Source organism: Flavimaricola marinus, assembly GCF_900184895.1.
Classification (GTDB): domain Bacteria; phylum Pseudomonadota; class Alphaproteobacteria; order Rhodobacterales; family Rhodobacteraceae; genus Flavimaricola; species Flavimaricola marinus.
Genome location: NZ_FXZK01000003.1, coordinates 39,827 through 62,457, shown reverse-complemented (window position 1 = coordinate 62,457; position 22,631 = coordinate 39,827). Strand labels below are relative to the sequence as shown.

General features: G+C 63.4%; 20 protein-coding genes. 1 reads left to right on the top strand and 19 read right to left on the bottom strand.

The genetic code is table 11. From position 1 onward, the window contains the following. Positions 1-101: 101 nt before the first annotated feature. From lpxC to ftsW, 12 genes are all read right to left on the bottom strand, one after another. Positions 102-1,022 (bottom strand): UDP-3-O-acyl-N-acetylglucosamine deacetylase, encoded by a 921-nt coding sequence (gene lpxC / locus LOM8899_RS09215; RefSeq protein WP_093991932.1) that lies wholly within the window; start codon positions 1,020-1,022, stop codon positions 102-104. Between the two features lie 208 nt (positions 1,023-1,230). Then, complete coding sequence (ftsZ, locus tag LOM8899_RS09210) at positions 1,231-2,814, bottom strand: cell division protein FtsZ (protein ID WP_093992262.1); 1,584 nt, start codon at positions 2,812-2,814, stop codon at positions 1,231-1,233. A gap of 374 nt (positions 2,815-3,188) precedes the next feature. Next, positions 3,189-4,523, bottom strand: a complete 1,335-nt coding sequence (ftsA, locus tag LOM8899_RS09205; protein ID WP_093991931.1) for a cell division protein FtsA — start codon at positions 4,521-4,523, stop codon at positions 3,189-3,191. Between the two features lie 49 nt (positions 4,524-4,572). After that, positions 4,573-5,484: a cell division protein FtsQ/DivIB gene (locus LOM8899_RS09200; RefSeq protein ID WP_093991930.1), complete on the bottom strand. Its 912-nt coding sequence runs from the start codon at positions 5,482-5,484 to the stop codon at positions 4,573-4,575. After that, positions 5,472-6,350, bottom strand: a complete 879-nt coding sequence (locus LOM8899_RS09195; protein WP_245820488.1) for a D-alanine--D-alanine ligase — start codon at positions 6,348-6,350, stop codon at positions 5,472-5,474. Before LOM8899_RS09195 ends, LOM8899_RS09200 begins: the two co-directional genes overlap by 13 nt. Before the next feature lie 118 nt (positions 6,351-6,468). Beyond that, positions 6,469-7,392, bottom strand: coding sequence for a UDP-N-acetylmuramate dehydrogenase (gene murB, locus LOM8899_RS09190; protein WP_093991929.1), 924 nt, complete (start codon positions 7,390-7,392; stop codon positions 6,469-6,471). Next, positions 7,389-7,655, bottom strand: a complete 267-nt coding sequence (locus LOM8899_RS09185) for a hypothetical protein (RefSeq protein ID WP_093991928.1) — start codon at positions 7,653-7,655, stop codon at positions 7,389-7,391. Before LOM8899_RS09185 ends, murB begins: the two co-directional genes overlap by 4 nt. Beyond that, positions 7,655-7,921, bottom strand: coding sequence for a DUF2484 family protein (locus tag LOM8899_RS09180; RefSeq protein WP_093991927.1), 267 nt, complete (start codon positions 7,919-7,921; stop codon positions 7,655-7,657). Before LOM8899_RS09180 ends, LOM8899_RS09185 begins: the two co-directional genes overlap by 1 nt. Continuing rightward, positions 7,918-8,184, bottom strand: coding sequence for a DUF2484 family protein (locus tag LOM8899_RS09175; RefSeq protein ID WP_093991926.1), 267 nt, complete (start codon positions 8,182-8,184; stop codon positions 7,918-7,920). Before LOM8899_RS09175 ends, LOM8899_RS09180 begins: the two co-directional genes overlap by 4 nt. 97 nt (positions 8,185-8,281) lie before the next feature. Beyond that, positions 8,282-9,697 carry a UDP-N-acetylmuramate--L-alanine ligase gene (gene murC, locus LOM8899_RS09170; protein WP_211096190.1) on the bottom strand — a complete coding sequence of 472 codons (1,416 nt, stop codon included), beginning with the start codon at positions 9,695-9,697 and terminating at the stop codon, positions 8,282-8,284. 17 nt (positions 9,698-9,714) lie between these two features. Then, positions 9,715-10,821, bottom strand: coding sequence for a UDP-N-acetylglucosamine--N-acetylmuramyl-(pentapeptide) pyrophosphoryl-undecaprenol N-acetylglucosamine transferase (locus LOM8899_RS09165; RefSeq protein ID WP_093991924.1), 1,107 nt, complete (start codon positions 10,819-10,821; stop codon positions 9,715-9,717). Further along, positions 10,818-11,984 carry a putative lipid II flippase FtsW gene (ftsW, locus tag LOM8899_RS09160; protein ID WP_093991923.1) on the bottom strand — a complete coding sequence of 389 codons (1,167 nt, stop codon included), beginning with the start codon at positions 11,982-11,984 and terminating at the stop codon, positions 10,818-10,820. Before ftsW ends, LOM8899_RS09165 begins: the two co-directional genes overlap by 4 nt. Before the next feature lie 192 nt (positions 11,985-12,176). Here ftsW and LOM8899_RS09155 point away from each other — a divergent pair, with 192 nt between their 5' ends. Beyond that, positions 12,177-13,358: a BaiN/RdsA family NAD(P)/FAD-dependent oxidoreductase gene (locus LOM8899_RS09155; protein WP_093991922.1), complete on the top strand. Its 1,182-nt coding sequence runs from the start codon at positions 12,177-12,179 to the stop codon at positions 13,356-13,358. An 81-nt stretch (positions 13,359-13,439) separates the two neighbouring features. Here LOM8899_RS09155 and murD read toward each other — a convergent pair whose 3' ends face one another. The 7 genes from murD to rsmH form a co-directional block, all read right to left on the bottom strand. Beyond that, positions 13,440-14,846 (bottom strand): UDP-N-acetylmuramoyl-L-alanine--D-glutamate ligase, encoded by a 1,407-nt coding sequence (gene murD, locus LOM8899_RS09150; RefSeq protein WP_093991921.1) that lies wholly within the window; start codon positions 14,844-14,846, stop codon positions 13,440-13,442. Between the two features lie 493 nt (positions 14,847-15,339). Continuing rightward, positions 15,340-16,422, bottom strand: coding sequence for a phospho-N-acetylmuramoyl-pentapeptide-transferase (gene mraY, locus LOM8899_RS09145; protein WP_093991920.1), 1,083 nt, complete (start codon positions 16,420-16,422; stop codon positions 15,340-15,342). 4 nt (positions 16,423-16,426) lie between these two features. Continuing rightward, the gene (locus LOM8899_RS09140) at positions 16,427-17,872 is read right to left on the bottom strand and encodes a UDP-N-acetylmuramoyl-tripeptide--D-alanyl-D-alanine ligase (RefSeq protein ID WP_093991919.1); all 1,446 of its coding nucleotides are present in this window, start codon (positions 17,870-17,872) and stop codon (positions 16,427-16,429) included. Between the two features lie 28 nt (positions 17,873-17,900). Then, positions 17,901-19,403, bottom strand: coding sequence for a UDP-N-acetylmuramoyl-L-alanyl-D-glutamate--2,6-diaminopimelate ligase (locus LOM8899_RS09135; protein ID WP_093991918.1), 1,503 nt, complete (start codon positions 19,401-19,403; stop codon positions 17,901-17,903). Between the two features lie 83 nt (positions 19,404-19,486). Continuing rightward, positions 19,487-21,286, bottom strand: a complete 1,800-nt coding sequence (locus LOM8899_RS09130; protein WP_093991917.1) for a peptidoglycan D,D-transpeptidase FtsI family protein — start codon at positions 21,284-21,286, stop codon at positions 19,487-19,489. Continuing rightward, entirely contained in the window at positions 21,283-21,645 is a 363-nt protein-coding gene (gene ftsL / locus LOM8899_RS09125; RefSeq protein ID WP_093991916.1) for a cell division protein FtsL, read from the bottom strand. Before ftsL ends, LOM8899_RS09130 begins: the two co-directional genes overlap by 4 nt. Beyond that, positions 21,645-22,631, bottom strand: coding sequence for a 16S rRNA (cytosine(1402)-N(4))-methyltransferase RsmH (gene rsmH, locus LOM8899_RS09120; RefSeq protein ID WP_093991915.1), 987 nt, complete (start codon positions 22,629-22,631; stop codon positions 21,645-21,647). The genes ftsL and rsmH overlap by 1 nt, the downstream gene beginning before the upstream one ends.

Genomic DNA, 22,631 nt, shown 5'->3' with positions numbered 1-22,631 from the left:
GCGAAGCTCTTTGCTCACATTTCCAAACGTCTAACATGAAAATTCGGGGGGCAAAATGCCTTTTGCCGCCGATGCGGCGGGCCTGTGCTCACGAAGCAGTATCAGGCGACCGCTTCGAGATCGGCAGGGGCAAGCCCCGCACCCGGAAGCCGCGCCGCCAAGGCCGCATCCGCACGCCGCAAACGCCACGAATCCGGCGCCGCGAACATCGCTCTGAGCAACTGGTTGGTCAGGGCATGACCTGCCCGGTTGCCCACGTAGTGCCCGAGGATCGGCACACCGGCGGTCGAAAGATCGCCAAGTGCATCCAGCATCTTATGCCGCACGGCTTCGTCCGGATGACGCAGTCCGCCGGGACTCAGCACTTCGGCCCCGTCTACCACGACCGCGTTGTCGAAGGTGCCACCGAGCGCCTTGCCCGCGGCGCGCATCGCGTCGATGTCTGCGCGGCGGCAGAAGGTCCGGCTGTCGCAAAGCTCGCGCACAAATGCGCCGTTCGACAGGTCGAGCGACTTGTGCTGATAGCCGATCGCTTCGTCGGGAAACTCGATCGTGAAATCCATGCTGACGCCCGCGGCCGGTTCGATCCGGGCGGTTGCGTCGCCTTGACAGACCTCGACAGGCTGCAGGATTTCAATGACATCAAGAGCGGCGCCCTGCCGCTGAAGGCCTGCCGCCATGATCCCGCGCACGAAACCCGAGGACGAACCGTCCAGCACAGGCACTTCCGGCCCGGCGATCTCGACCAGCGCATTGTGGACGCCGCAGCCGGCCAAAGCCGCCATCAGATGTTCGATCGTGGAGACACTGTGCCCGAAGGCGTTTTCAATACGCGTGTTCAATGGCGACACGATGACCCGATCCCAAAGTGCGGGTATGATCGCCTCGACTGCGGGCACGTCCATTCGTTTGAACAGAATACCTGTATGCGCCGGTGCCGGACGCACGACCATACGGGCAGGACGCCCCGAATGGAGGCCTGTTCCGGCGAAGGTAGCTGGCTTTAAGAGCGTGCGTTGCACTTGGATTCTGCCTCAGGTTTCTTAACGAATTTTGACCTATCTTCGGTTAATCCGGTTCGCCCGATTGCTCAACTCACTCTTTGCAACGGTCTGAAACATCCGTGACGCCCACGTCAACTGATGCCACAGCCTGTCCGTAATTTGTTGTATTGAAAAGGAAAACGGGCCGCACTATGGCGGCCCGTTCTGAAATGACGCTGCGTCTTGCTTAGTTGGCTTGGCGCCGCAGGAAGGCGGGAATCTCGATCCGCTCCTGATCCGGGTCAGCTTCGGCCTCGACGGGCTGAGCACTGACGCGCGGCTGCTGGCGTGCTGCTTGCGGTGCTTCGCCCTGGCCGCCGGACATGCGGTTGATCAGCGAACCGATACCAAAACGCGGGCGCTCGCCGTCGGCTGTGCGAGGCGCAGACGCGACCGGCTCGGCCACGGGGCGACGATTTTCGCCGCCCTGCTGAACAGCGGCGCGCAGGCGGGCCAGTGCTTCGGGCGACGGGGTTCCGGCAGCGGGAGCACGGGGTGCGACAAAGCTCTCCGGCGTGGCATCCATCGCAGGCTCTGGCCGTGGCTGATACGCTGGCGGCGGCAGCGCGTCGTCTTCGTAGTTGTCATCCTCGGCAACGTCGTCGTATTCCGGCTCGTCGAACAGGGTCGGCTCTTCGACGACAGGCTCCGGTGCCGGTGCAGGCTCAGGTGCGATACGTGCTGCGACGGGCGCTTCCTCGACCACGGGTGCCGGAGCGGGTGCAGGTGCGACTTCCTGGCTGACGCGCTCCCGCAGGGGCTGCGACATGGAGCGACGCGGCACAGGGAAATCGGCGCTCTTGACGGCTGCGTCGATGCCGGTTGCAACGACCGAAACCCGCATCTTGCCTTCCATCGAGGTGTCGAGGGTGGAGCCGACGATGATGTTGGCTTCCGGGTCGACCTTTTCGCGGATCTTGTTGGCTGCTTCGTCGAGTTCGAACAGCGTCAGATCGTAGCCGCCGGTGATGTTGATCAACACACCGCGGGCGCCTTCGAGGCTGATTTCGTCGAGAAGCGGGTTCGCGATGGCCTTTTCGGCGGCCTCGACGGCGCGGTTGTCGCCCTCGGCCTCGCCCGTGCCCATCATCGCCTTGCCCATTTCGTCCATTACGGCGCGAACGTCAGCGAAATCGAGGTTGATCAGGCCGGGGCGCACCATCAGATCGGTTACGCCTTTGACACCTTGGTAGAGCACGTCATCGGCCAGAGCGAAGGCGTCGGTGAAGGTGGTGTTCTCATTCGCCAACCGGAACAGGTTCTGGTTGGGGATGATGATCAGCGTATCGACGACCTTCTGAAGGGCTTCGATGCCTTCATCGGCCTGCTTCATGCGCTTGCCGCCCTCGAACTGGAACGGCTTGGTCACGACGCCAACGGTGAGGACACCAAGTTCGCGTGCGGCCTGAGCGATGATCGGTGCGGCCCCTGTCCCGGTGCCGCCGCCCATACCAGCGGTGATAAAGCACATATGTGCGCCCGCGAGGTGGTCGACGATCTGTTCAATGCTCTCTTCGGCCGCTGCGGCACCGACGGTCGCCCGCGCGCCAGCGCCGAGCCCTTCGGTGACCTTAACGCCCATCTGGATTTTCGCCGTGGCGCGCGATTGCTGCAAAGCCTGCGCATCGGTATTGGCGGTCACGAACTCGACACCATCGAGTTCTTTTTCGATCATGTTGTTGACCGCGTTTCCACCAGCGCCGCCGACGCCAAATACGGTGATCCTGGGCTTGAGGTCTTCGTGCCCCGGCATAGAGAGATTGAGTGCCATCGCGCTGTCCGCCTGTTTGTTATGGGCCCGTCCCACCGGGCATTCGTGCCTGTCTTAGCGCGATACTAATGGCTGTGCACGGGGTCGTCACGGAAAAAACGCCAAAAAACCGCAAAATGTAGCACAAAAAGTGCCACAATACGCGGTATTTCGCCAAGACTGTCATATCTAGGGTAATTGCCGGACCGAACCACAAGCCGAAACCGGCTTGCACCCCCACGAAACGTGGAAGGCGGGACATTGAATGTGTTTGGGCCCTGCTCGGCCTGTGGCGCACCTCTTTCGGATGTAGCCAATGACGACGTTAACGGAATTCGACTATTGCGTCACGCAAGAATTGCCTTTCGCCGCCATGTTTGGCGTATCGCGGTCTCTCACCAGTTGTCCTTGAACCATTTCACGGCACGTTTGAAAGACCGCGCAGGGTGCCGTTCGGTCGGCACGTCGAAATCCCACCATTCGTCCTGTGGATGAGCCGCAAACAGGCACAGCCCCACGGCCCCGGAGAAAGCCGGCCCAGTCGCGGCCTGCGGCAAGCCCTGCACCCGCAATGGCCGCCCCAAGCGCACCTGCTGCCCCAATATCTTGGAGGCCATAGCGTCGAGGCCCGGAATTTGGCTCGCCCCGCCCGTCAGGACGATCTGCTGGCTGGGCAGGTATTCAAATCCGGCCGCATCGAGCCGCATCCGCACTTCTTCAAGGATCTCCTCGACCCTCGGCCGCATGATACCGATGAGTTCGGCGCGGCTGACCGTGCGTCTGTCGTGGTGCCAGTCGCCAGTGTCGCCGCCGATCTCGATCATTTCTCGGTCGTCCATGCCGGTGGCAACAACGCCGCCGTAGAACGTCTTGATCCGTTCCGCGGTGGCCATGGGCACTTGCAGACCCATGGAGATGTCGGAGGTGACGTGATCGCCGCCCATCCGCACGCTGTCGGCGTAGATCATGTGTTTGCGGATGAACACCGAGATGCCCGTCGAGCCGCCGCCCATGTCGATGCAGGCGCTGCCCAGTTCCTGTTCGTCTTCGACGAGGCTGGAGATACCCGAAACATAGGCCGAGGATGCCAGACCGGCCAATTCCAGGTCGCAGCGCTTGATGCAGAACAGCAGGTTTTGCAGGATCGTGGCGTCCACCGTGAGCAGGTGTAGATCCGTGGTCAGCTCATTGCCGATCTGCCCTCTGGGGTCCGACAGGCCGGAGCGATGGTCGAGCGCGAAATTGACCGGCTGTGCGTGCAGGACTTCGCGGTCGACGCCGAAGTCGGGCACTTCGCAGGCCGCCAGCACCCGACCGATATCGGAATCGGTGACCACTGTGCCTTCGACATTCACTGCACCGTCCAAACCATAGGAGCGGGGCCGTGCGCCCGACAGGCAGGCGATGACGTGATCGACCCGCACGTTGGCCATCTTTTGCGCGGCTTGCACCGCAGTGCGGATTGCCCGTTCGGTTTCCTGCATGGCATCGACTTCACCAAAGCGCACGCCGCGGGAACGGGTCGTCGCGGCCCCGATGACCCGGAACGAGGATTGTCCGGCCATCGAGCCTACGCTGTCGCTTTCGCGAAACCGTTCCGGACCATCGAATCGCAAAACGAGGCAAGCGATCTTCGAGCTGCCTACATCGAGGATGGCCACCACCCCACGCTGCATCGCCGCCCGGCGCATGTGCCGCATCGCCCGCTGGCTGTCATATAGATCCCGCATCACTGCCCTGCCCCAAGTTGAAGTGTTGGTGTTGTCTTTGTCTTTGTCGTCATCTTTCGCCACCTGCCCCAGTGGGTCGTAGAATTGCCGCCGCCATTGGATTGAGCCGCAAGGTCGGTCGATCGCCATTGCGCATGTCGACGATGGCGACATCGCGGCTGAGCATTTCTTGTGCCTGGTCCAGCGCGATCACCCGTTCGAGCGCCGTGATGGGCGCTTCGGTCGGCAGCATGATCCGCTGGCCGTTGTCGAGCACCAGATCCCAACGCCGCTCTCCCATGCGCACCAATCCCCGAATACGCTCGCGCACAGGCGAGGCCGCGGCAAAAAGCATCAGTGCCTCGGCGATACCGTCCTTGGCCCCGTCACCGGCAATCAATGGCAGATCGGGCCTGTCGGCGCGAGATGGGATCATGCCGGTCATCACGCCTTCGGCGTCAATGAGCCGAAGCCCATCCGTGTGCCGCCAGACCGCAACGGGCTGCCGTTCCGTCACCACGATTTCCAGCGTGCCACCGGGCTTCACCCGCACGATTGCATCCTGAACCGCGGTGAGTTCGGTAATGGTGTTCCGCAACTCGGGCAATTCGAGATCGAAGGATGAAATCGGAAATTCCACATCCAGCCGGCTCTGGATTGCCGCTGCCAAGGCGACGTCGGCACCGGTGACAGCGAGGTCCGTCACCATGAACTCGGGCCGGTTCTGGACGGCCTCGCGCAACTCGGAAACCTTGTCGTTGAGGGCCGCACGGTTGGCTTCGTTGCTGAACCACGCGCCGGCGATGAACACCAACAGAAACGCAGGCAGGCCGATCCGCACGGAAGCCCGAAACGCTGGCGTCAGCATCAGGCGCTGATACCGGTAGTTCCACTTGGTAGGGGCCGGGTCACGCCGGATCGCCACGGCCTCGGCGGTTACGTCGGGTTTGCGGCGGCGCAGGCCAGAGATCAACGATCGCATGAGGCATCCTCTACCAACCAGCGGCACAATTGCGGGAAGCTGATCCCTACGAAGGCCGCCTGTTCCGGAGCCAGAGACGTGGGTGTCATGCCCGGCTGAGTATTCGTCTCGAGCAGGATCAAACCGTCCAGCCCGCGCGTTTCGTCCCAGCGAAAATCGGTGCGCGACAGACCACGGCAGCCCAGCACCTGATGCGCCCGCAGGGCATACTCCATACAGGCATCGAAGATTTCGCCCGGCACGTCGGCGGGCAGCACATGACGAGAGCCGCCGACGCTGTATTTCGCATGATAGTCATACCAGCCATCGGTCACGATATCGGTGACGGTGAAGGCCCTGTCGCCCATGACCGTCGTGGTCAGCTCGCGCCCCGCCGCATAGGCTTCGACCATCAACGTCTCGGGCATCGCCTCGTCGATCATCGGCGGGCCATTTGCCTTGTCCTGCACGATATAGACGCCAACGGAGGAACCCTCGTTGTAGGGCTTCACCACGTAGGGCGGCTCCATCACGTGCCGGGCACTGATATCGGACTTGAGGGCAAGTTGGCTGGTGACGACAGGCAAACCGGCAGCGCGAAAGGCGGCCTTGGTCTTTTCCTTGTCCATCGCGATGGCAGACGCCAGAACGCCAGAGTGGGTGTATGGAATCCGGAGCCATTCCAGCAGGCCCTGAACACAACCATCCTCGCCCCAGCGGCCATGCAGGGCGTTGAAGACGACATTTGGCTTGAGATCAGTCAGGCGCACGGCCAAGTCCGGGCCGGCATCGACCTCGGTCACCACATATCCTGCTTCCCGCAACGCTGCTGCACACTCACGACCGGAGCTCAGCGACACGTCGCGCTCTGCTGACGGGCCACCCATTATTACAACCACGCTGGGGTTTGTCCCGCTCGACATTCCCAACCGCCTCAATCGCAGGCCATTATTCGGCCCGTCATTCTGCCCTAGCACCCATTTTTGGGCGTCTATCTTTTTGAAATCACGCCTTCGGCACGCCGATCCGCATGATTTCCCATTCTAGCGTGATGCCGCTGGCGGCGTAAACCTTTTTTCGGACTTCTTCGCCTAATCCTTCGAGGTCTGCGGCACTGGCGCCGCCCGCATTGGTCAAGAAATTGGAGTGCATCTCGTTCATGACCGCGCCGCCGAGGCGCGCTCCGCGCATCCCCGCGTCGTCGATCACCTTCCACGCCTTGAGATCGTGGCTGTCATCCGCCTGTCCCGTGGAGGAAAATCCGGCAGGGTTGCGAAACGTCGATCCGGCGGTGCGGTCCTTGGTGGGCTGCGTCGCATCCCGTTTGGCGATTTGCTCCGCCATTCGCTCTGACAGTGCCGCGGGATCACCGGCCGGCGCCCGGAAGAGTGCTTCGACGATGATCGCACCGTCGGGCAAGGTGCTGCTCCGATACGCCAAATGCAGATCTGCGGCGGAGATCGTCGCTTGGGTGCCGTCGCGATAGACCACCGACACGCTTTCCAACGCGTCGGCGACGTAATCGCCATAGCAACCCGCATTCATGCGAACCGCCCCGCCGATGCTTCCCGGAATGGTCCGCAGGAACGTGAGGTTCCGCCCAGCCTCGGCCGCCTTGCGGGCCACATGGGCATCCAATGCCGCGGCCCCGGCCCGCACGGTATCGCCTTCGATCGAAATCCCGTTGAACCCGCGGCCCAGCCGGATCACAACACCGGGCACCCCGCCATCGCGCACGATCAGGTTGGAGCCCACTCCCATCGGAAACACCGGCACCGCCGGATCGAGGGCGGCAAGGAAAGCCGCCAAATCCGACACATCGGCCGGTTGAAAGAACCATTCCGCCGGGCCGCCGACGCGCAGCCACGTCAAGTCAGACAGTGGCCGGTTCGGGGTCAGTACGCCTCGGACTTGCGGCATCTCCATCATTGGTCGCGCATCCGCCATTCGGTGAGAACCATGCCAAAAACCGATCCAATTAAGCCCGGAAGGACAAACATCGTGGCCAACACCACGAGGGCCAGACCGCTTTCCTCGCCCTTGGCAATGCCAATGCCAAACATCACGATGACCGCCAGCAGCAGTCCGATGGCCCAAAGCCGCGCGACCGCGATATTGGCCCACCGGACCAAGGCCCAGCCAATAATGGCCCCGGCAACACAAGCTGCAAGGCTCGGAAGAACGGCCGCCATCACTGGACTTCTTTCTTGCCGCCCAGAATACGCGCCCTGAACCATCGGCCAAGGTATATCACAGGCCATCGCAAGACGCTGACGCCTGCGATCAATAGAATGATCCCGACGATCGGACCATTTTGCCAGGTCACGAACCCGAGCAACGGCACACCCAGAGCGATCAGCGCGTAGGCCCGCTGCCAATGATTGTCACGGCTCGGGATCAGCGCCAACACATTGGCGACAATCAACCAGACAAAGGCAAGAACCAGCGACAGGCTCATGAGCGTAGCTCCTCCGGCAATTCAGGTTCCTGGCCTCGTGCTTTCGCGACGAGATAGCGCAAGGGATTGCGCATCATCGATCCAAACGCGAGCAGACCAACCACCACCCAGACCCAACCATGGGCGATACCTATCCAAACCAGCAGGACTGGCGCACTCAGCAACAGGACCGATCCCGGAATGAACTGACGGCGCATCGGCAGCAGGGCCGTCACCGTTGCCAGCAAGACCCAGAAACAACCAAGCACGAGGGGCGTACTCACGAGACCGCCTCCGCGTTCTGGCTTCTTTGGGTCACAAATATCCCGGGGGGAGCGCCGAAAGCGCGGGGGGCAGCGCCCCCCTTATGCCGCGTCGGCCTCACGCCTTGGCCTCAAGTCGAGCAGGCAAGCCGGTGGCCCAGGTGCTGATCGTACCCGCCCCAAGGCAGACCACGATATCGCCAGGACGCGCCTGTTCGCGCACGAGACGCTCAAGATCATCCTCGGACGTGACCGCACGAGCATGCCGATGTCCATGCCGGATCAGGCCCGCGACGAGGTCGTCGCGACCGGCACCGGGGATGGGATCTTCACCTGCTGCGAAGACTTCGGAAATCCCGACGACGTCCGCTTCGTTGAAGCAGCCGCAGAAATCCTCGAACAGGCTTGAAAGGCGGCTGTACCTGTGCGGCTGATGCACTGCGATGATCCGCGCCCCTTCGGTGTCGGCAATCGCTTGCCGCGCCGCCTTGAGAACCGCGGCGATTTCCACCGGATGGTGGCCATAGTCGTCGATGACTGTGACGCCGTTCACTTCGCCCACCTTGGTAAAGCGCCGGTTGACCCCCGCGAAAGCCGCCAAAGCCTCGCGGATCGCGTCGCGCTTCATACCAAGGTGCCGCGCCACGGCAACGGCGGCGAGGGCGTTCGACACGTTGTGATTGCCGGGCATCGGCAATGTGCATCCCTCGATCACCGCACCTTCGGATTGAAGCGCGATGTCGAAATGGGCGACCCCGCCCTTGTAGGTCAGGTTTGTCGCACGAATGTCGGCCTGGGCATTGAATCCAAAGGTCAGCACCCGGCGGTCGGTAATCCGCCCGACCAGCGATTGGACTTCGGGATGGTCGGTGCAGCAGATCGCCACACCGTAGAACGGGATGTTCGATACGAAGTCGTAGAACCCCTGACGCAGATTCTCGATGTTGCCCCAGTGCTCCATATGCTCGGGGTCGATATTGGTGACGATCGCGATGGTGGCGGGCAGCCTGTTGAAGGTGCCGTCGCTCTCGTCCGCCTCGACGACCATCCATTCGCCCTGCCCCATCCGGGCGTTGCTGTCGAACCGGTGGATGATCCCGCCGTTGACCACTGTCGGATCGAAATCGCCGGCGTCCAGCAAGGTGGCGACCATCGTCGTGGTCGTGGTCTTGCCGTGTGTTCCTGCAACGGCGATGTTGGACTTGAGGCGCATCAACTCGGCCAGCATCTCGGCCCGCCGCACGATGGGCAGGCCCCGCCGCCGCGCTTCGTCCAGCTCCGGGTTTCCCGGCTTGATCGCCGAGGAAATCACGACGACTTCGGCACCTTCGAGATTTTCCGCCCGCTGCCCTTCAAAGATCAGTGCACCAAGCGATTGCAGCCGCTTGGTGATCTTGGAAGACTTGGAGTCCGACCCCTGCACGACATAGCCCAGATTGAGCAACACCTCGGCGATGCCCGACATGCCGATCCCGCCGATGCCGACGAAATGGATCGGACCCACGTCCATTGGAAGTTTTGTCGCAGCAATCATCAGGGGGTTTCCATCCATCATTTGGGGTCTCCTTTTTGGCCTACCGCGAGGTCTTCGACAAGGGCGACAAGGCGTTCTGTGGCGTCAGGCGTCGAACAGCCCAAAGCGGCGCGCGCCATTTGCTGGGCGCCATCGGCACTCTCCAGCACGTTGGCGACCTGCTCGGTCAGGCTTTCGGCCGTCAGTTTGCTTTCCGGGATCAGGATCGCGGCACCGGCATCAACCAATTGCCGAGCATTGGCCGTCTGCTCGTCGCGGATCGCCTGCCCAAGCGGCACCCAGATCGCGGGCCTGCCGATGATGCTGACATCCGCGACCGTCGAGGCGCCCGACCGCGAAATCACCAACTGGGCCTCTGCCATGCGCTCGGGCACATCGTCGAAGAAGGTTTGCACGTCGGCGGTGATCCCTTCGCCGGCATAGAATGCGGCAACTCGATCAAGGTCTTCCGGCCGTGCCTGATGGCTGACCCGGACCCGGCCCCGCACTTCATCCGGCAGGTTCGCGATGGCTTGGGGCACAATGTCCGATAGGATCCGCGCGCCTTGGCTGCCGCCCAATATCAACAGCGACATGGGGTAGTCCCCGGGCGGAATATAGGGTGCCCCGGCTCGGTCGAGAACCGCTCTCCTCACAGGGTTTCCGGTGTGTATCCCGGTGACGCCTGTCGGCAGTTCCGTCGGCCAGGTGCCACAAGCGACGTGGTCGACCCGGCGAGCAAAGAGCTGATTGACCCGCCCCAGAACGCCGTTCTGTTCGTGGATCATCCGCGGGACGCGCAGCGTCCAAGCGGCGCTCATCGCGGGAATCGTCGGGTAGCCGCCAAAGCCCACGACCACTTCGGGCCGATCCCGCAACATTCTCGCCATCGAAAGACCAATTCCGCCAGCGACCCGGAAAGGCACAAGAGCCTTCGCCGCAAGTCCGCCTCTGGCAAAGGTCGCGCTGCCCACCACGTCGATTTCCACAGCCTTGGGAAAGCCGCCGACGTATCGCGCACCTCTGGCATCGGTCGAGAGCCGCACCCGCCAACCAAGGCTAAGCATCGACTCCGCCAGTGCCTGAGCGGGAAACATATGGCCGCCAGTGCCGCCTGCTGCAATGACCAGAAGAGGCGCTTTCACCGACCTGCCCGCCCCAAGATGTCACTCATGCCGCCTTGAGGACGGGTGCGCGTAAACGCGAGCAACATGCCGACTGCGATGCCGCCGGCAATCAATGACGAACCGCCATAGCTCACGAACGGCAGCGTCATGCCCTTTGCCGGCAAGAGTCGCACCGCCACTCCCATGTTGATCATTGCCTGCACCCCGAATGCGCAGGCCAGACCACAGCCGGCGAGGCGGACAAATGTATCGCGCTCTTTCATCAAGCGCATCAGAGACCGAACGACAACGGTGGTATAGAGCGCGATGATGACCAGCACACAGATCAGTCCGTATTCCTCGGCCGCAACGGCAATGATGAAATCGGTATGCGCATCGGGCAGCGACCATTTCACCTGCCCCTCGCCGACGCCGACACCAAAGAAGCCCCCCTCGCGGATGGCATTGGTGGCATAGCCAAGCTGGGTCGTCGGATCGACATCGGGATTGAGAAACCCATCGATACGCCGGGCGAAGTGCTCGCTTTCGGCATATGCGATTGTGCCGACAAAGACGACGAGACCGGCAAGGCCCACCAAGATCGTCATCGGCGCCCCGGCCACGAAATACATGACCCCCCACGAAAACAGGACCAGCGCGGCCTGTCCGAAATCGGGCTGGAGTGCCAGAAAACTGACGATGATCACAGCAAGAACGAAGGAATAGGTCTTGCCCGGCGGGCCCGCGATCTCTTGGCCAGCCGCCATGAACCACGCCGCCACCACGACGAAGCCGGGTTTCAGGAACTCCGAAGGCTGGACCGACGCAAAGCCGAAACTGTACCAGCGCACAGCCCCCTTGCAGAAATCCGTGCCGAAGATCGGCAGCAAGGCGAGCGCGACAAAGGCTCCGACAAAGCCCAAGACAGCCAAACGACGAACCAGCTGCGGGTTCATCATCGACGTGACGACCATCACGACGATCGCCACTCCGCCAAAGAAGGCCTGCCGACTGACATAGTAGAACGGGTCCAGCCCGTTTCGCGCAGCAAGGGGCGGCGACGAGGCCAAACCGAGCATCAGCCCGATGCCGAACAACATCAGAATGCAGGACATCGACCATTTGTCGATTGTCCGCCACCAACGTGGAATTACTGGATCCCCGGTACGAACCGGGACTGTCCCATAGACCATTTCCGTCATGGAGTGACCGCCATTTGCCTCAAAACGCCCGAGTTCGCCTCAGGTCTGCCGCAATTCTAGCGGCAAACGCTCTGCGAAGCCAGTCTTTTGGTGGCTTTCCGAGAGACAGACCGCCACAAATGCGCCGAAAACCAAGGCGACACGGCTACCTGCCCACTTGCACCAAGCGGCATTTCAGGCCACGTCAGGCCCATGCATGTCAAAACGCTCATACTCGGCGCCGGTGCGGCAGGCCTCTTTTGCGCGGCGCACGCCGGGCCCGGCACGTTGATCATCGATCATGCAAAGGCGCCGGGCGAAAAGATCCGCATCTCAGGCGGCGGAAGATGCAACTTCACCAATCTTGGCACCAGTGCGGCGAATTTCCTGTCCGAGAATCCGCATTTCTGCAAATCGGCCCTCAAGCGCTACACTCAATGGGATTTCATCTCTCTCGTCGATCGCTATGGCATAGACTGGCACGAAAAGACCTTGGGACAACTGTTTTGCGACGGCAAAGCCACCCAGATCGTCGACATGCTGACCACCGAAGTCAAAAACGCCGGGGCGGAGCTTTGGCTGGACACGACAGTGAAACATGTCGGGCACGACGGGGCACAATTCACCGCCCTGCTGACCCGCAAGGGCGCTTCTCACCAGCTGACGGCAGACAATCTAGTGCTCGCAACGGGCGGTAAATCCATCCCCAAGATGGGGGCGACCGGCTTGGCTTATGACATTGCGGAACGCTTTGGCCTTCGCGTGACAGAGACCCGCCCCGCTCTCGTCCCGTTCACCTTTCCGGCAGAGCGTTTTCAGTCCCTCGCAGGGATCGCCACTCCTGCACGGGTGTCGACAGGCGCGGCAGCGTTTGACGAGGCGCTGTTGTTTACTCACCGCGGCTTGTCTGGCCCAGCCGTATTGCAGGCCTCTTCCTATTGGCAGGAAGGGCATGACGTAACCCTCACGCTCTGTCCGACCGAGAACCCGTTCGACTGGCTCCGGACCAGACGTGCGACATCTGGAAAACGCAACCTTACAACGGTGCTGACCGAACTGCTCCCCGGCCGGTTGATCGACTATCTGGCCCACATGCATGGCTGGAAAGGCAATCTTGCCGACCAAAGTGACGCCCGGCTCACAGAAATCGCCGACGCGCTTCAGAATTGGGTCGTGCGCCCGGCGGGCACCGAAGGCTACCGGACCGCGGAAGTGACCTTGGGCGGTATCGCTACGGAGGGGCTTTCGTCCCGCAGTATGGAGGCAACCGCCCTGCCCGGCCTCTATGCCATCGGCGAGGCAGTCGACGTGACGGGCTGGCTCGGGGGCTACAATTTCCAATGGGCGTGGTCGTCGGGCTGGGCCGCCGGCACCGCCATCGCGAGCAAATCCTGAACGGACGAGCGTCTGCCATTTCATCTTGGCAGATAAACTCTCGCCGAAGGCTCCCGCACCCTCCGCAGCACTTGGCTTAGTTTATCGCGCCGCGAGCGCCGCCTCGACGCAGGCAACAAAGTCGTCGCCCCGGCGTTCGAAATTGTCATACTGGTCGAAACTCGCGGCCGCGGGGGCTAGCAGGACGGTTTCCCCCGGCTCCGCCTCCTCGATGGCTAGCGTGACGGCCCGCTCCATCGTGGTGCAGACCTCAGCCGCAATACCCGTCAACTGCCGCGCAAAGGCTTCTGCTTCGCGGCCGATCACATATGCCTTCGTCACCGACCGAGCCGCCGGAAGCAGGGCCTCGAGCCCGCCCTCCTTCTCCAAACCTCCACAAATCCAGCGAATTTTCGGAAATGCAGACAGGGCCTTCGCCGCTGCATCGACATTCGTGGCCTTGCTGTCGTTGACGAAAACGACGCCGTCCTTCTCCGCGATCCTCTGACTTCGATGGGGCAGGCCGGGGTAGCTGTGGAGCGCGGCTTCGATGGCTTTGGGGCCGAGACCGAGGGCGCGCGCGACCGCGAATGCTGCGCAGGCGTTCTGGTGATTGTGGCTTCCCGGCAGGCCCGGAATGTCGCGCAGGTCGATTGAGGCGACCTGTCGCCCCTTGCGCCACTCGGCCAAAAACCCTTTACGCGCAAAGACATGCCAGCCGGGGCCGGTGAGTTTTTGCGTCACGGAGGTCGCGATCACCCGGTCGTCCGTCGGCCCTTGTGCCAGTTGGTTCGCCAAGTACAAGCCTTCGGGCTCGTCCACTCCGATGATTGCACGGTCAGGGCCGCCTTCGGCAAACAGCCTCCGCTTGGCCGCAAAGTATCCTCCGGGGCCACCATGCCGGTCGAGGTGGTCGGGCGAAAGGTTTGTAAACACGGCGATATCTGGCGTGAGCGACCGGGCTAGATCGGTCTGGTAGCTGGACAACTCCAGCACCACGACCTCGCCGTCGACGGCCGGTTCGAGGTCCATCACCCCAAGCCCTATGTTGCCCGCCAATTGGGAGGGCCGCCCACATTCCGCCAAGATATGGTGGATCAAGGCCGAAGTAGTGGATTTGCCGTTGGAGCCGGTGACCGCGACGACGCGGGGGGCGGTGTCGAAATCCTCGAAGCCTTCACTCGCAAAGCTTTGAAAGAAAAGGCCAATATCGTTGTCGACGGGGACGCCGGCCTCCCATGCTGCGGCGATCACCGGGTGCGGTGCGGGGTAGAGATGCGGGATACCGGGGGAAGTGATGATGGCCGCAACATCCTGAAAAGCCTGGGCTTTTGTGAGATCGCGCAGCTCGAAACCGTCAGCTTCGGCGGCGTCGCGCCCTGTTGCGCTGTCGTCCCAGACCACAGGGGTGGCTCCTCCGTCGCGCAGCGCCCTTGCCGCGGCCCGGCCAGAGCGGCCAAGCCCAAGAACCGCAACGGTTTTTCCCTCATATCCCCGAACTGGAATCATCGCACCACCCCTTTGTTGCCCCCATATTCCTGTGATCTGACGGGGCCGCAAGGGCGCTTTGGACAAACCGTCGGTCTGCCGTCGGTATCCCGTCGGTCTCGTTTTCGGTGGCTAGGGGTCGGGGAAGTGGGTGGCGTGGACCATTCTAAGGTTGCCGATGTTTGGCTGATCGGTGGGTAACGTGGCCTTTTGGAATGCCAGCGCATGACACCAGAGAAACTCTGCCTCTGGCGTTAGGCCCATCCAATCCAAATGGTGCGCGAGGATATTCAGATGTATCACCGCCCATTGCTTTGGGGCGGTACAAAATTGGGCTCACTGGTGTGCGGAGGGACGCGCCTGAGCCTTGGGTGGGCGCTTTGGGGCGGTTGGGCTTTGCGGTTTATGGAGACACGCAATTGCTGGGGGTGTGTGGGCTGAGACGTGGTCACGCGCCCTCCCGGGGGGAGGGTCGGGCGCGTCCCGGCTTTGTCAGCCGGGACCAGTAAAAGGGTCAGCGGACCTTCAGCGTTGCCAAGCCTATCATCGCCAAGATCAGGCTAATGATCCAGAACCGGATCACGATCTGCGGCTCGGCCCATCCCTTCTTTTCGTAGTGGTGGTGGATCGGGGCCATGAGGAACACCCGTTTGCCGGTCCGCTTGAAGTAGAGCACTTGGATGATGACCGAGAGTGCTTCGACGACGAAGAGGCCGCCGACGATGGCCAGCACGATCTCGTGCTTGGTGGCCACCGCGATGGCTCCGAGCGCTCCGCCAAGGGCCAGTGAACCGGTGTCGCCCATGAAGACAGCCGCGGGAGGGGCGTTGTACCACAGGAACCCGAGGCCCCCGCCGATCAGCCCTGCGGCGAAGATGAGAAGCTCGCCCGTGTCGGGGACATAATGCACGTCGAGGTATTCGGTGAAGTCCGTCCGACCAACGGCGTAGGAGATCACCCCAAAGGTGCCTGCGGCGATCATCACCGGCATGATGGCAAGCCCGTCTAGCCCGTCGGTCAGGTTGACCGCGTTGGCGGCGCCCACGATGACGATGATCGAAAACGGCACGAAGAGGATGCCGAGGTTGATCAGGGTGTCCTTGAAGATCGGCAGCGCGAGTTGGCTGGCCAGCTCCGGCGGGTGATACTGCGCGGCCCAGTAGCCGGCGAGCCCGGCCACAAGCAGGCCGATCGCCAGACGCAGCTTGCCCGATACACCTGCGGAGGTCTGTTTGCGCACCTTGGCGTAGTCATCCGCGAAACCGATCAACGCAAAGGACATGGTGACGAACAGGACCATCCAGATGAACGGATTGTCGAGCCGAGCCCAGAGCAAGGTGGAGGTCAGCAGCGCCCCCACGATCAGAAGGCCGCCCATGGTGGGCGTGCCTGCCTTGACGAAGTGCCCTTCGGGCCCGTCGCTGCGGATCGGCTGGCCTTTGCCTTGCGTCCGCCGCAGCACGTTGATCAGCGGCAATCCGAAGATGAACCCAAAGACCAGTGCGGTCAGGAACGCGCCGCCGGCGCGAAAGGTGATGTAGCGAAACAGGTTGAAGAAGTCGCCACCGTCCGACAGAGCGGTTAACCAATACAACATAAGATCAGGCCCCTTGATCGTCTGAGTGCGTCCGTTGCCCCAATTTCCGGATGGCGTCAACGATCAGCGAGACCCGGCTCCCCTTTGATCCCTTGACGAGGACAACATCGCCACTGTCCACGAGCCGGGCGGCTTGCGGCAACATGGCTTCCGCCGTCTCTGCCCACCGGCCCCGTTGCGCCTCTGGCAACAGGTCGTAGAGCTGCCGCATGCGCGGTCCGACGCAATGGATCATATCGAGTTCCCGGAGTGCCGGCAGGTTTGCGAGATCGGCGTGGAGCCGCATCTCTTCCGGCCCGAGTTCCAGCATATCGCCGAGGATCGCGACCCGCCGTCCACGGGATACCCGGCCGACGCCGTCATGGGTCGGCGCTACGGCCAGCACGACGAGCGACGCCCCGAGCGACGTGGGGTTGGCGTTGAAGGCGTCGTCGATCAGATCGATGACCTCACCGTCGTTGAGCGGATCGATGACGACCTTTTCGCGGTTGCCCCGCCCGGCGGGCGGCTGCCACGAGGCCAGTCCGATGAGCGTGAGGGCCGTATCCGCCCCCATCGCGGTGGCCGCGGCCAGCACCCCCAGCGCGTTCATTGCAAAATGCCGCCCCGGCGTGCTGACTTTCACGACGAATTCGGTGCCGTCGTGTTTCGCCGCCCCGACGGTCGCCACGTCCGTGACCACGATATCGGCCAGCCGGTAGTCGGCCCCTTCGCTTTCGCCGAAGGTCAGCACCTTGGCTCCGGCATGTCGGCCCGCCGCCTGAAGGATCCCGGTCTGCTCGACATCACCGTTGACCACGGCGACGCCATGAGGCTCCAGCCCTTCACAGATCGAGCCCTTCTCGACGGCGATACCATCGAGGTTTTCGAATGCTTCGAGATGCGCGGCGGCGACCGTGGTGATCATCACCACGTGGGGCCGAGCCATGCGTGCCAGCGGTGCGATCTCGCCCGGATGATTCATCCCGATCTCGAGGATCGCGAATTCGGTATCGGCCGGCATCCGCGCGAGGGTGAGCGGCACCCCCCAATGGTTGTTGTAGCTGGCCTCTGCGGCATGGGTCCGGCCCTGCCCGGAGAGGGCCGCGCGGAACATCTCTTTGGTCGAGGTCTTGCCGACCGACCCAGTGATCGCGACGACCTTGGCCGATGTGCGGGCGCGGGCGGCCTGCCCGAGAGCCTCGAGGGCCTGCAGGACATCGGGGACGATCAGCAGCGGCGCGTCCTCGGCCACGCCTTCGGGACGGTGCGTGACGAGCGCGGCTGCCGCACCGCCGGCCAAGGCTTGCGCGACGAAGTCGTGTCCGTCGCGTGCCGCCTTGAGCGCGACGAACAGATCGCCCTGTTGCAGGGTTCGCGTGTCGATGGAGACGCCATTGGCTTGCCAGAGCCGCGTACTGCGCCCCCCGGTTGCGGCATCGGCGTCGGCGGACGTCCAGAGCGGGGTCATGGTGCGACCTTCCGAATGGCGGGGCCGTTCACAGCCGGCCCTCCAGCGCAGCGACGGCCACGCTGGCCTGTTCTACGTCGTCGAAGGGCAGCACATCGTCTCCGACGATCTGTCCGGTCTCGTGGCCCTTGCCGCACACCAGCAGGGCATCGCCCGGCTGCAGGGCATCGACGCCGCGCAGGATCGCTTCGGCCCTGTCTCCGAATTCGGTGACCTTGGTGGCATCCCCGTGGTTCAGCGCACCCTGCATGACCTCGGATCGTATCTGTGCGGGATCTTCGGAACGTGGGTTGTCGTCCGTCACGATGACGATATCGGCATGTTCGGCGGCAGCTGCCCCCATCAACGGCCGCTTGCTGGCATCGCGGTCGCCGCCGGCGCCGATAATTGCAATCAACCGGCCCATGATATGCGGGCGCAGCGCCGACAGCGCGGTGGCCACGGCGTCTGGGGTATGGGCGTAGTCCACAAAGACCGACGCGCCGTTGTCGCGCCGCGCGGCAAGCTCCATCCGGCCACGGACCGTGACAAGCTCGGGCAGCGCGGCAAAGACCGCGTCGGGCTCTTCCCCTGCCCCGATCACCAGCCCTGCGGCCACCAGCACGTTCTGCGCCTGAAAGCCTCCGATCAGCTCGAGCCGCACCTGATGCGCCCGCCCCTGCCAGGTAAACGCCAGCTCCTGCCCGGTGGCGTCGAACCGTTGCCCTGTCAGCCTCAGACGGGCGTCCGCGCTGCGCCCGGTGCCGATGACCTCCTGTCCGCGCGCCGTGGCCAGCGCTGCGATTTCGGCCCCCTTGGGATCGTCGAGGTTCACGACAGCCACCCCGTCATCGCCCAAGACCCGGCCAAAGAGCCCGACCTTGGCGGCGAAATACGCCTCGAAGGTCTTGTGATAGTCCAGATGATCCTGAGTGAAGTTCGTGAAGCCAGCCGCCGCCAGCATCACGCCGTCCAGCCGCCGCTGATCCAGCCCATGCGAGGAGGCCTCCATCGCCGCGTGGGTCACACCGGCCTGCGCCGCCTCGGCCAGAGCCCTTTGCAGCGTGATCGCGTCCGGCGTGGTATGTTTGAGCGGGTGCGTCCAGGCCCCTTCGACGCCGGTGGTGCCGAGGTTGACCGCCTTATGTCCCAGCGCGATCCAGATCTGCCGCGCAAAGGATGCGACCGAGGTCTTGCCGTTGGTGCCCGTCACGGCCACCATCGTTTCGGGCTGCCGACCGAACCAGAGCGCCGCGGTTTGAGCCAGCGTCGCGCTGACATCTTCGGCCAGAACCAGCGCGACGTCCGAGCCTTGCAGCACATCGGCGGCGATGGCCGCACCTTCGGCATCGGTCAGGATCGCGCTGACGCCCATCCGCAGGGCATACTGGATAAATTCGCCCCCGTGCACGCGGGTGCCGGGCAGCGCGGCGAACAGCGTGCCGTCCCTGACCTCGCGGCTGTCAATCGTCAGGTGGCTGATCTGGGCCTCGCGTCCGCCCTGCGCCCGAAGCCCAAGTTGTGCCAGCGTGCTTTGTTTCGGCGTTACCATATTGCACCTACCCCACGGCCAAATGAGACCGGCCCAACAGCCCCAGCCGCGCCCGGAGGGGCTGACGACCACTTTATGTTGGGTCAGTTTTCTGCAGACACCACTACACCGTCGAGCGTGGCCAGTTCAACCTGCGGTCTCAGTCCGAGCAGCGGCGCAGTCCGCCGGATCATCTCGGCGGCAACGGGCACAGCCGTCCAACCGGCGGTGCGGCGTGGTTGCGCGCCCGATGTCTCGACGGGTTCGTCGAGTGTCACGATGATGACGTACTGCGGGTCGTTTGCCGGGAACACGCCGGCAAACGTCGCCACGACCTTGTCGTCGTAGTAACCGCCGCCGTTGGGACGCGGCTTGTCCGCCGTGCCGGTTTTGCCGCCGACTTCATAGCCCGGCACTTCGGCAAAGCTGGCCGTTCCGCGTGTGACCACTGCGCGCAGCATGTCGCGTGCGACGGCCGAGACGTCCTCCCGGACCACGCGCTCGCCCTGCTGCGGCCCATCCTGGCGCAGCAATGTCGGCACGATCCGAGTCCCGCCGTTGAGCAGCGACGCGTATCCTGCCGCGAGATGCAGCGGAGATGCGCTCAGCCCATGGCCGTATGAGATCGTCATTGTCGAAATCTCGGACCACTGGCGCGGCAAGAGCGGCGCACCGGTGGGCGCTTCGATCATTTCGACTTGGGTCGGTTCGAGAAAGCCGAGCCGCCCGAGGAAATCGCGCTGCCGTTCCGCCCCGATCTGCAAGGCAATCCGCGCGGTCCCGATATTGGACGATTTGACGATGACGTCCGTGGCGCTGAGTTGCGCGCCGTAGTCGTGGAAATCGCGAATGCGGAACCGCCCCCAAGTGAGCGGGCCGCGAGTGTCGATCATCGTATTGGCGTTGAGCAGCCCCAGTTCGACGGCCTGGCCAACGGCAAAGATCTTGAACACGGAGCCGAGTTCATAGACCCCTTGCAGCGCCCGGTTGAACAGTGGGCTGTCGGATTGATCGCCTTCGGTCAGCACCGGCGGGCGGTTGTTGGGATCAAAGTCGGGCAGACTGGCCATGGCCATGATCTCGCCGGTGTGCACGTCGAGGATGACAGCCGCCGCCCCTTTGGCGTTGAGCAGGGTCATGCCGCCGCCGAGCACCTCCTCCATCGCCGCCTGCACCGTCATATCAATGGAGAGCGCCAGGGGTTCGCCCTCGCGGGCCGGATCGCGCAGATAGGCGTCAAAGAACCGCTCGACCCCGGCGGTGCCGATCACTTCGGCGCTGTCCACGCCCTCGCGGCCGTAGCTGGCACCACCAAGGATATGCGCCGCGATCGGTCCGTTGGGATAGAGCCGCATCTCGCGGGGCCCGAACAACAGGCCGGGCTCGCCGATGTCGTGGACGGCCTGAAGCTGCTCTGGGCTGATCTGACGACGGATCCACAAGAACCGACGCTCGCCCGTGAAATCGCGCAACAGGCGCTCTTCGTCCAATTCGGGGAAAATCCGCACAAGCTCTGTCGCGGCATGGGCCGGATCGATCATTTCGCGCGGTTGGGCGTAGAGCGCGTGCGTGTCGAGGTTGGTCGCCAGTATCCGTCCGTTACGGTCGACGATGTCGGCCCGCTGGCCGATGATCGGATTGCCGGTTGCGGCGGCGCGTGGCTCTTCTGGGTCGGTCTGGGCGATGACGCCCATCCGCAGGCCGATCACACAGAATGCACAGAGGAACGCGAGCCCCATGACCAGCAGCCGGGATTCGGCGCGGGCCCGTGCCTTGAGCGCGATCTGCTCGTGGCGCAGCCGCAGGTTCTCACGAGCGATTTCTTCGGGATCTTCGCCGGTATCGCGGGCGCGAAGAATGCGGGCGAGCGGGCGCAGCGGGCGACGGAGAGCGGCATAATTCATAGCGGATCCTCGTCACTCGCGGCACCGCCGTCGGACGATACCTCGATCGGATCGAGGATCAGCCCCAGCGGCATGATCGGGTAATCGACCTGCTCGACCCGCCCAAAGGCCTCGGGCGACATCGGCACGAGGCCGAGCCGATCGAAGTTGAGGTCGGCCAGGTCGCGCAGTCTGTCGGGCCGGTTCAGATAAGCCCATTCGGCATTCAGCATCTTGAGCCGGGCGTGCGCGCTGCCGATCTGAGCGTGCAACTGGCGCACCTCGCGCAACTGCTCCTGAGTCTGGTAGTTTTGCTGATAGGCCCAGAAGGCCAGTCCGATGACGGCCAAGAAGGCCGCAACATTCAAGAACCCGCGCATCAACGCTCTCCCTTCAGTATCGGCATAGCAAGATCTCTGGCGGCGATCTCGCCCGCCGGCGCATCGGTGCGCCGTGCCACCCGCAGCCGCGCGGACCGCGAGCGCGGATTGATCGCCAGTTCGTCCTCATCTGCGCTGATCGCCTTGCGCGTGACCTGTTCAAACTGGGCGGCGGCCCGCTCCAGTTCCGGCGCATAGCGATTGGCATTTCCACCGGCATTTGCCCGCAGCTGGATGAAGCGTTTGACCATCCGGTCCTCGACCGAATGGAACGTGACGACAGCTAGAAGCCCGCCGGGTTTCAGCGCCCGCTCGGCGGCGGCAAGCCCCTGATAAAGCTCGCCATACTCGTCATTGACGGCAATTCTGAGCGCCTGAAAGCTGCGGGTCGCGGGATGGCTTTGCCCCGGCTTCTTGCGCGGGAGGCAATGCGAGATGATCTCGGCCAGCTCCAAGGTCGTGGTGATCGGCCGGGCAGCTACGATAGCCTTGGCGATCCGGCGCGAGGCCCGCTCTTCGCCGTAGAGATAGAGGATGTTGGCAAGGTCCGCTTCGTCCATCTCGTTGACGAGATCTGCGGCGGTCGGACCGGTGCGCCCCATGCGCATGTCGAGCGGACCGTCCTTCTGAAAGGAGAAGCCGCGCTCGGCCGTGTCGATCTGCATCGAGGAGACCCCGAGATCGAGGACGATGCCGTCGAGCGGCTCCCCCGCCAGGTCATCCAACTTGGAGAACGTCCCCTCGCGCAGGATCAGCCGATCCCCGTAGCTGTCTGCCCAATCGGCGGCGAGGGTAAATGCGAGCGGATCGCGGTCGACACCGATAACCCGGTCCGCACCAGCTTCGAGCAACCCCTTGGAGTAGCCCCCTGCCCCGAAGGTGCCATCCAGCCAGACACCCGTGACGGGCGCGACAGCGGCCAGCAGCGGGCCAAGCAGAACGGGGATGTGGGGGCTTTTATCTGGCATCGCGGCAGCGGCGGCCAT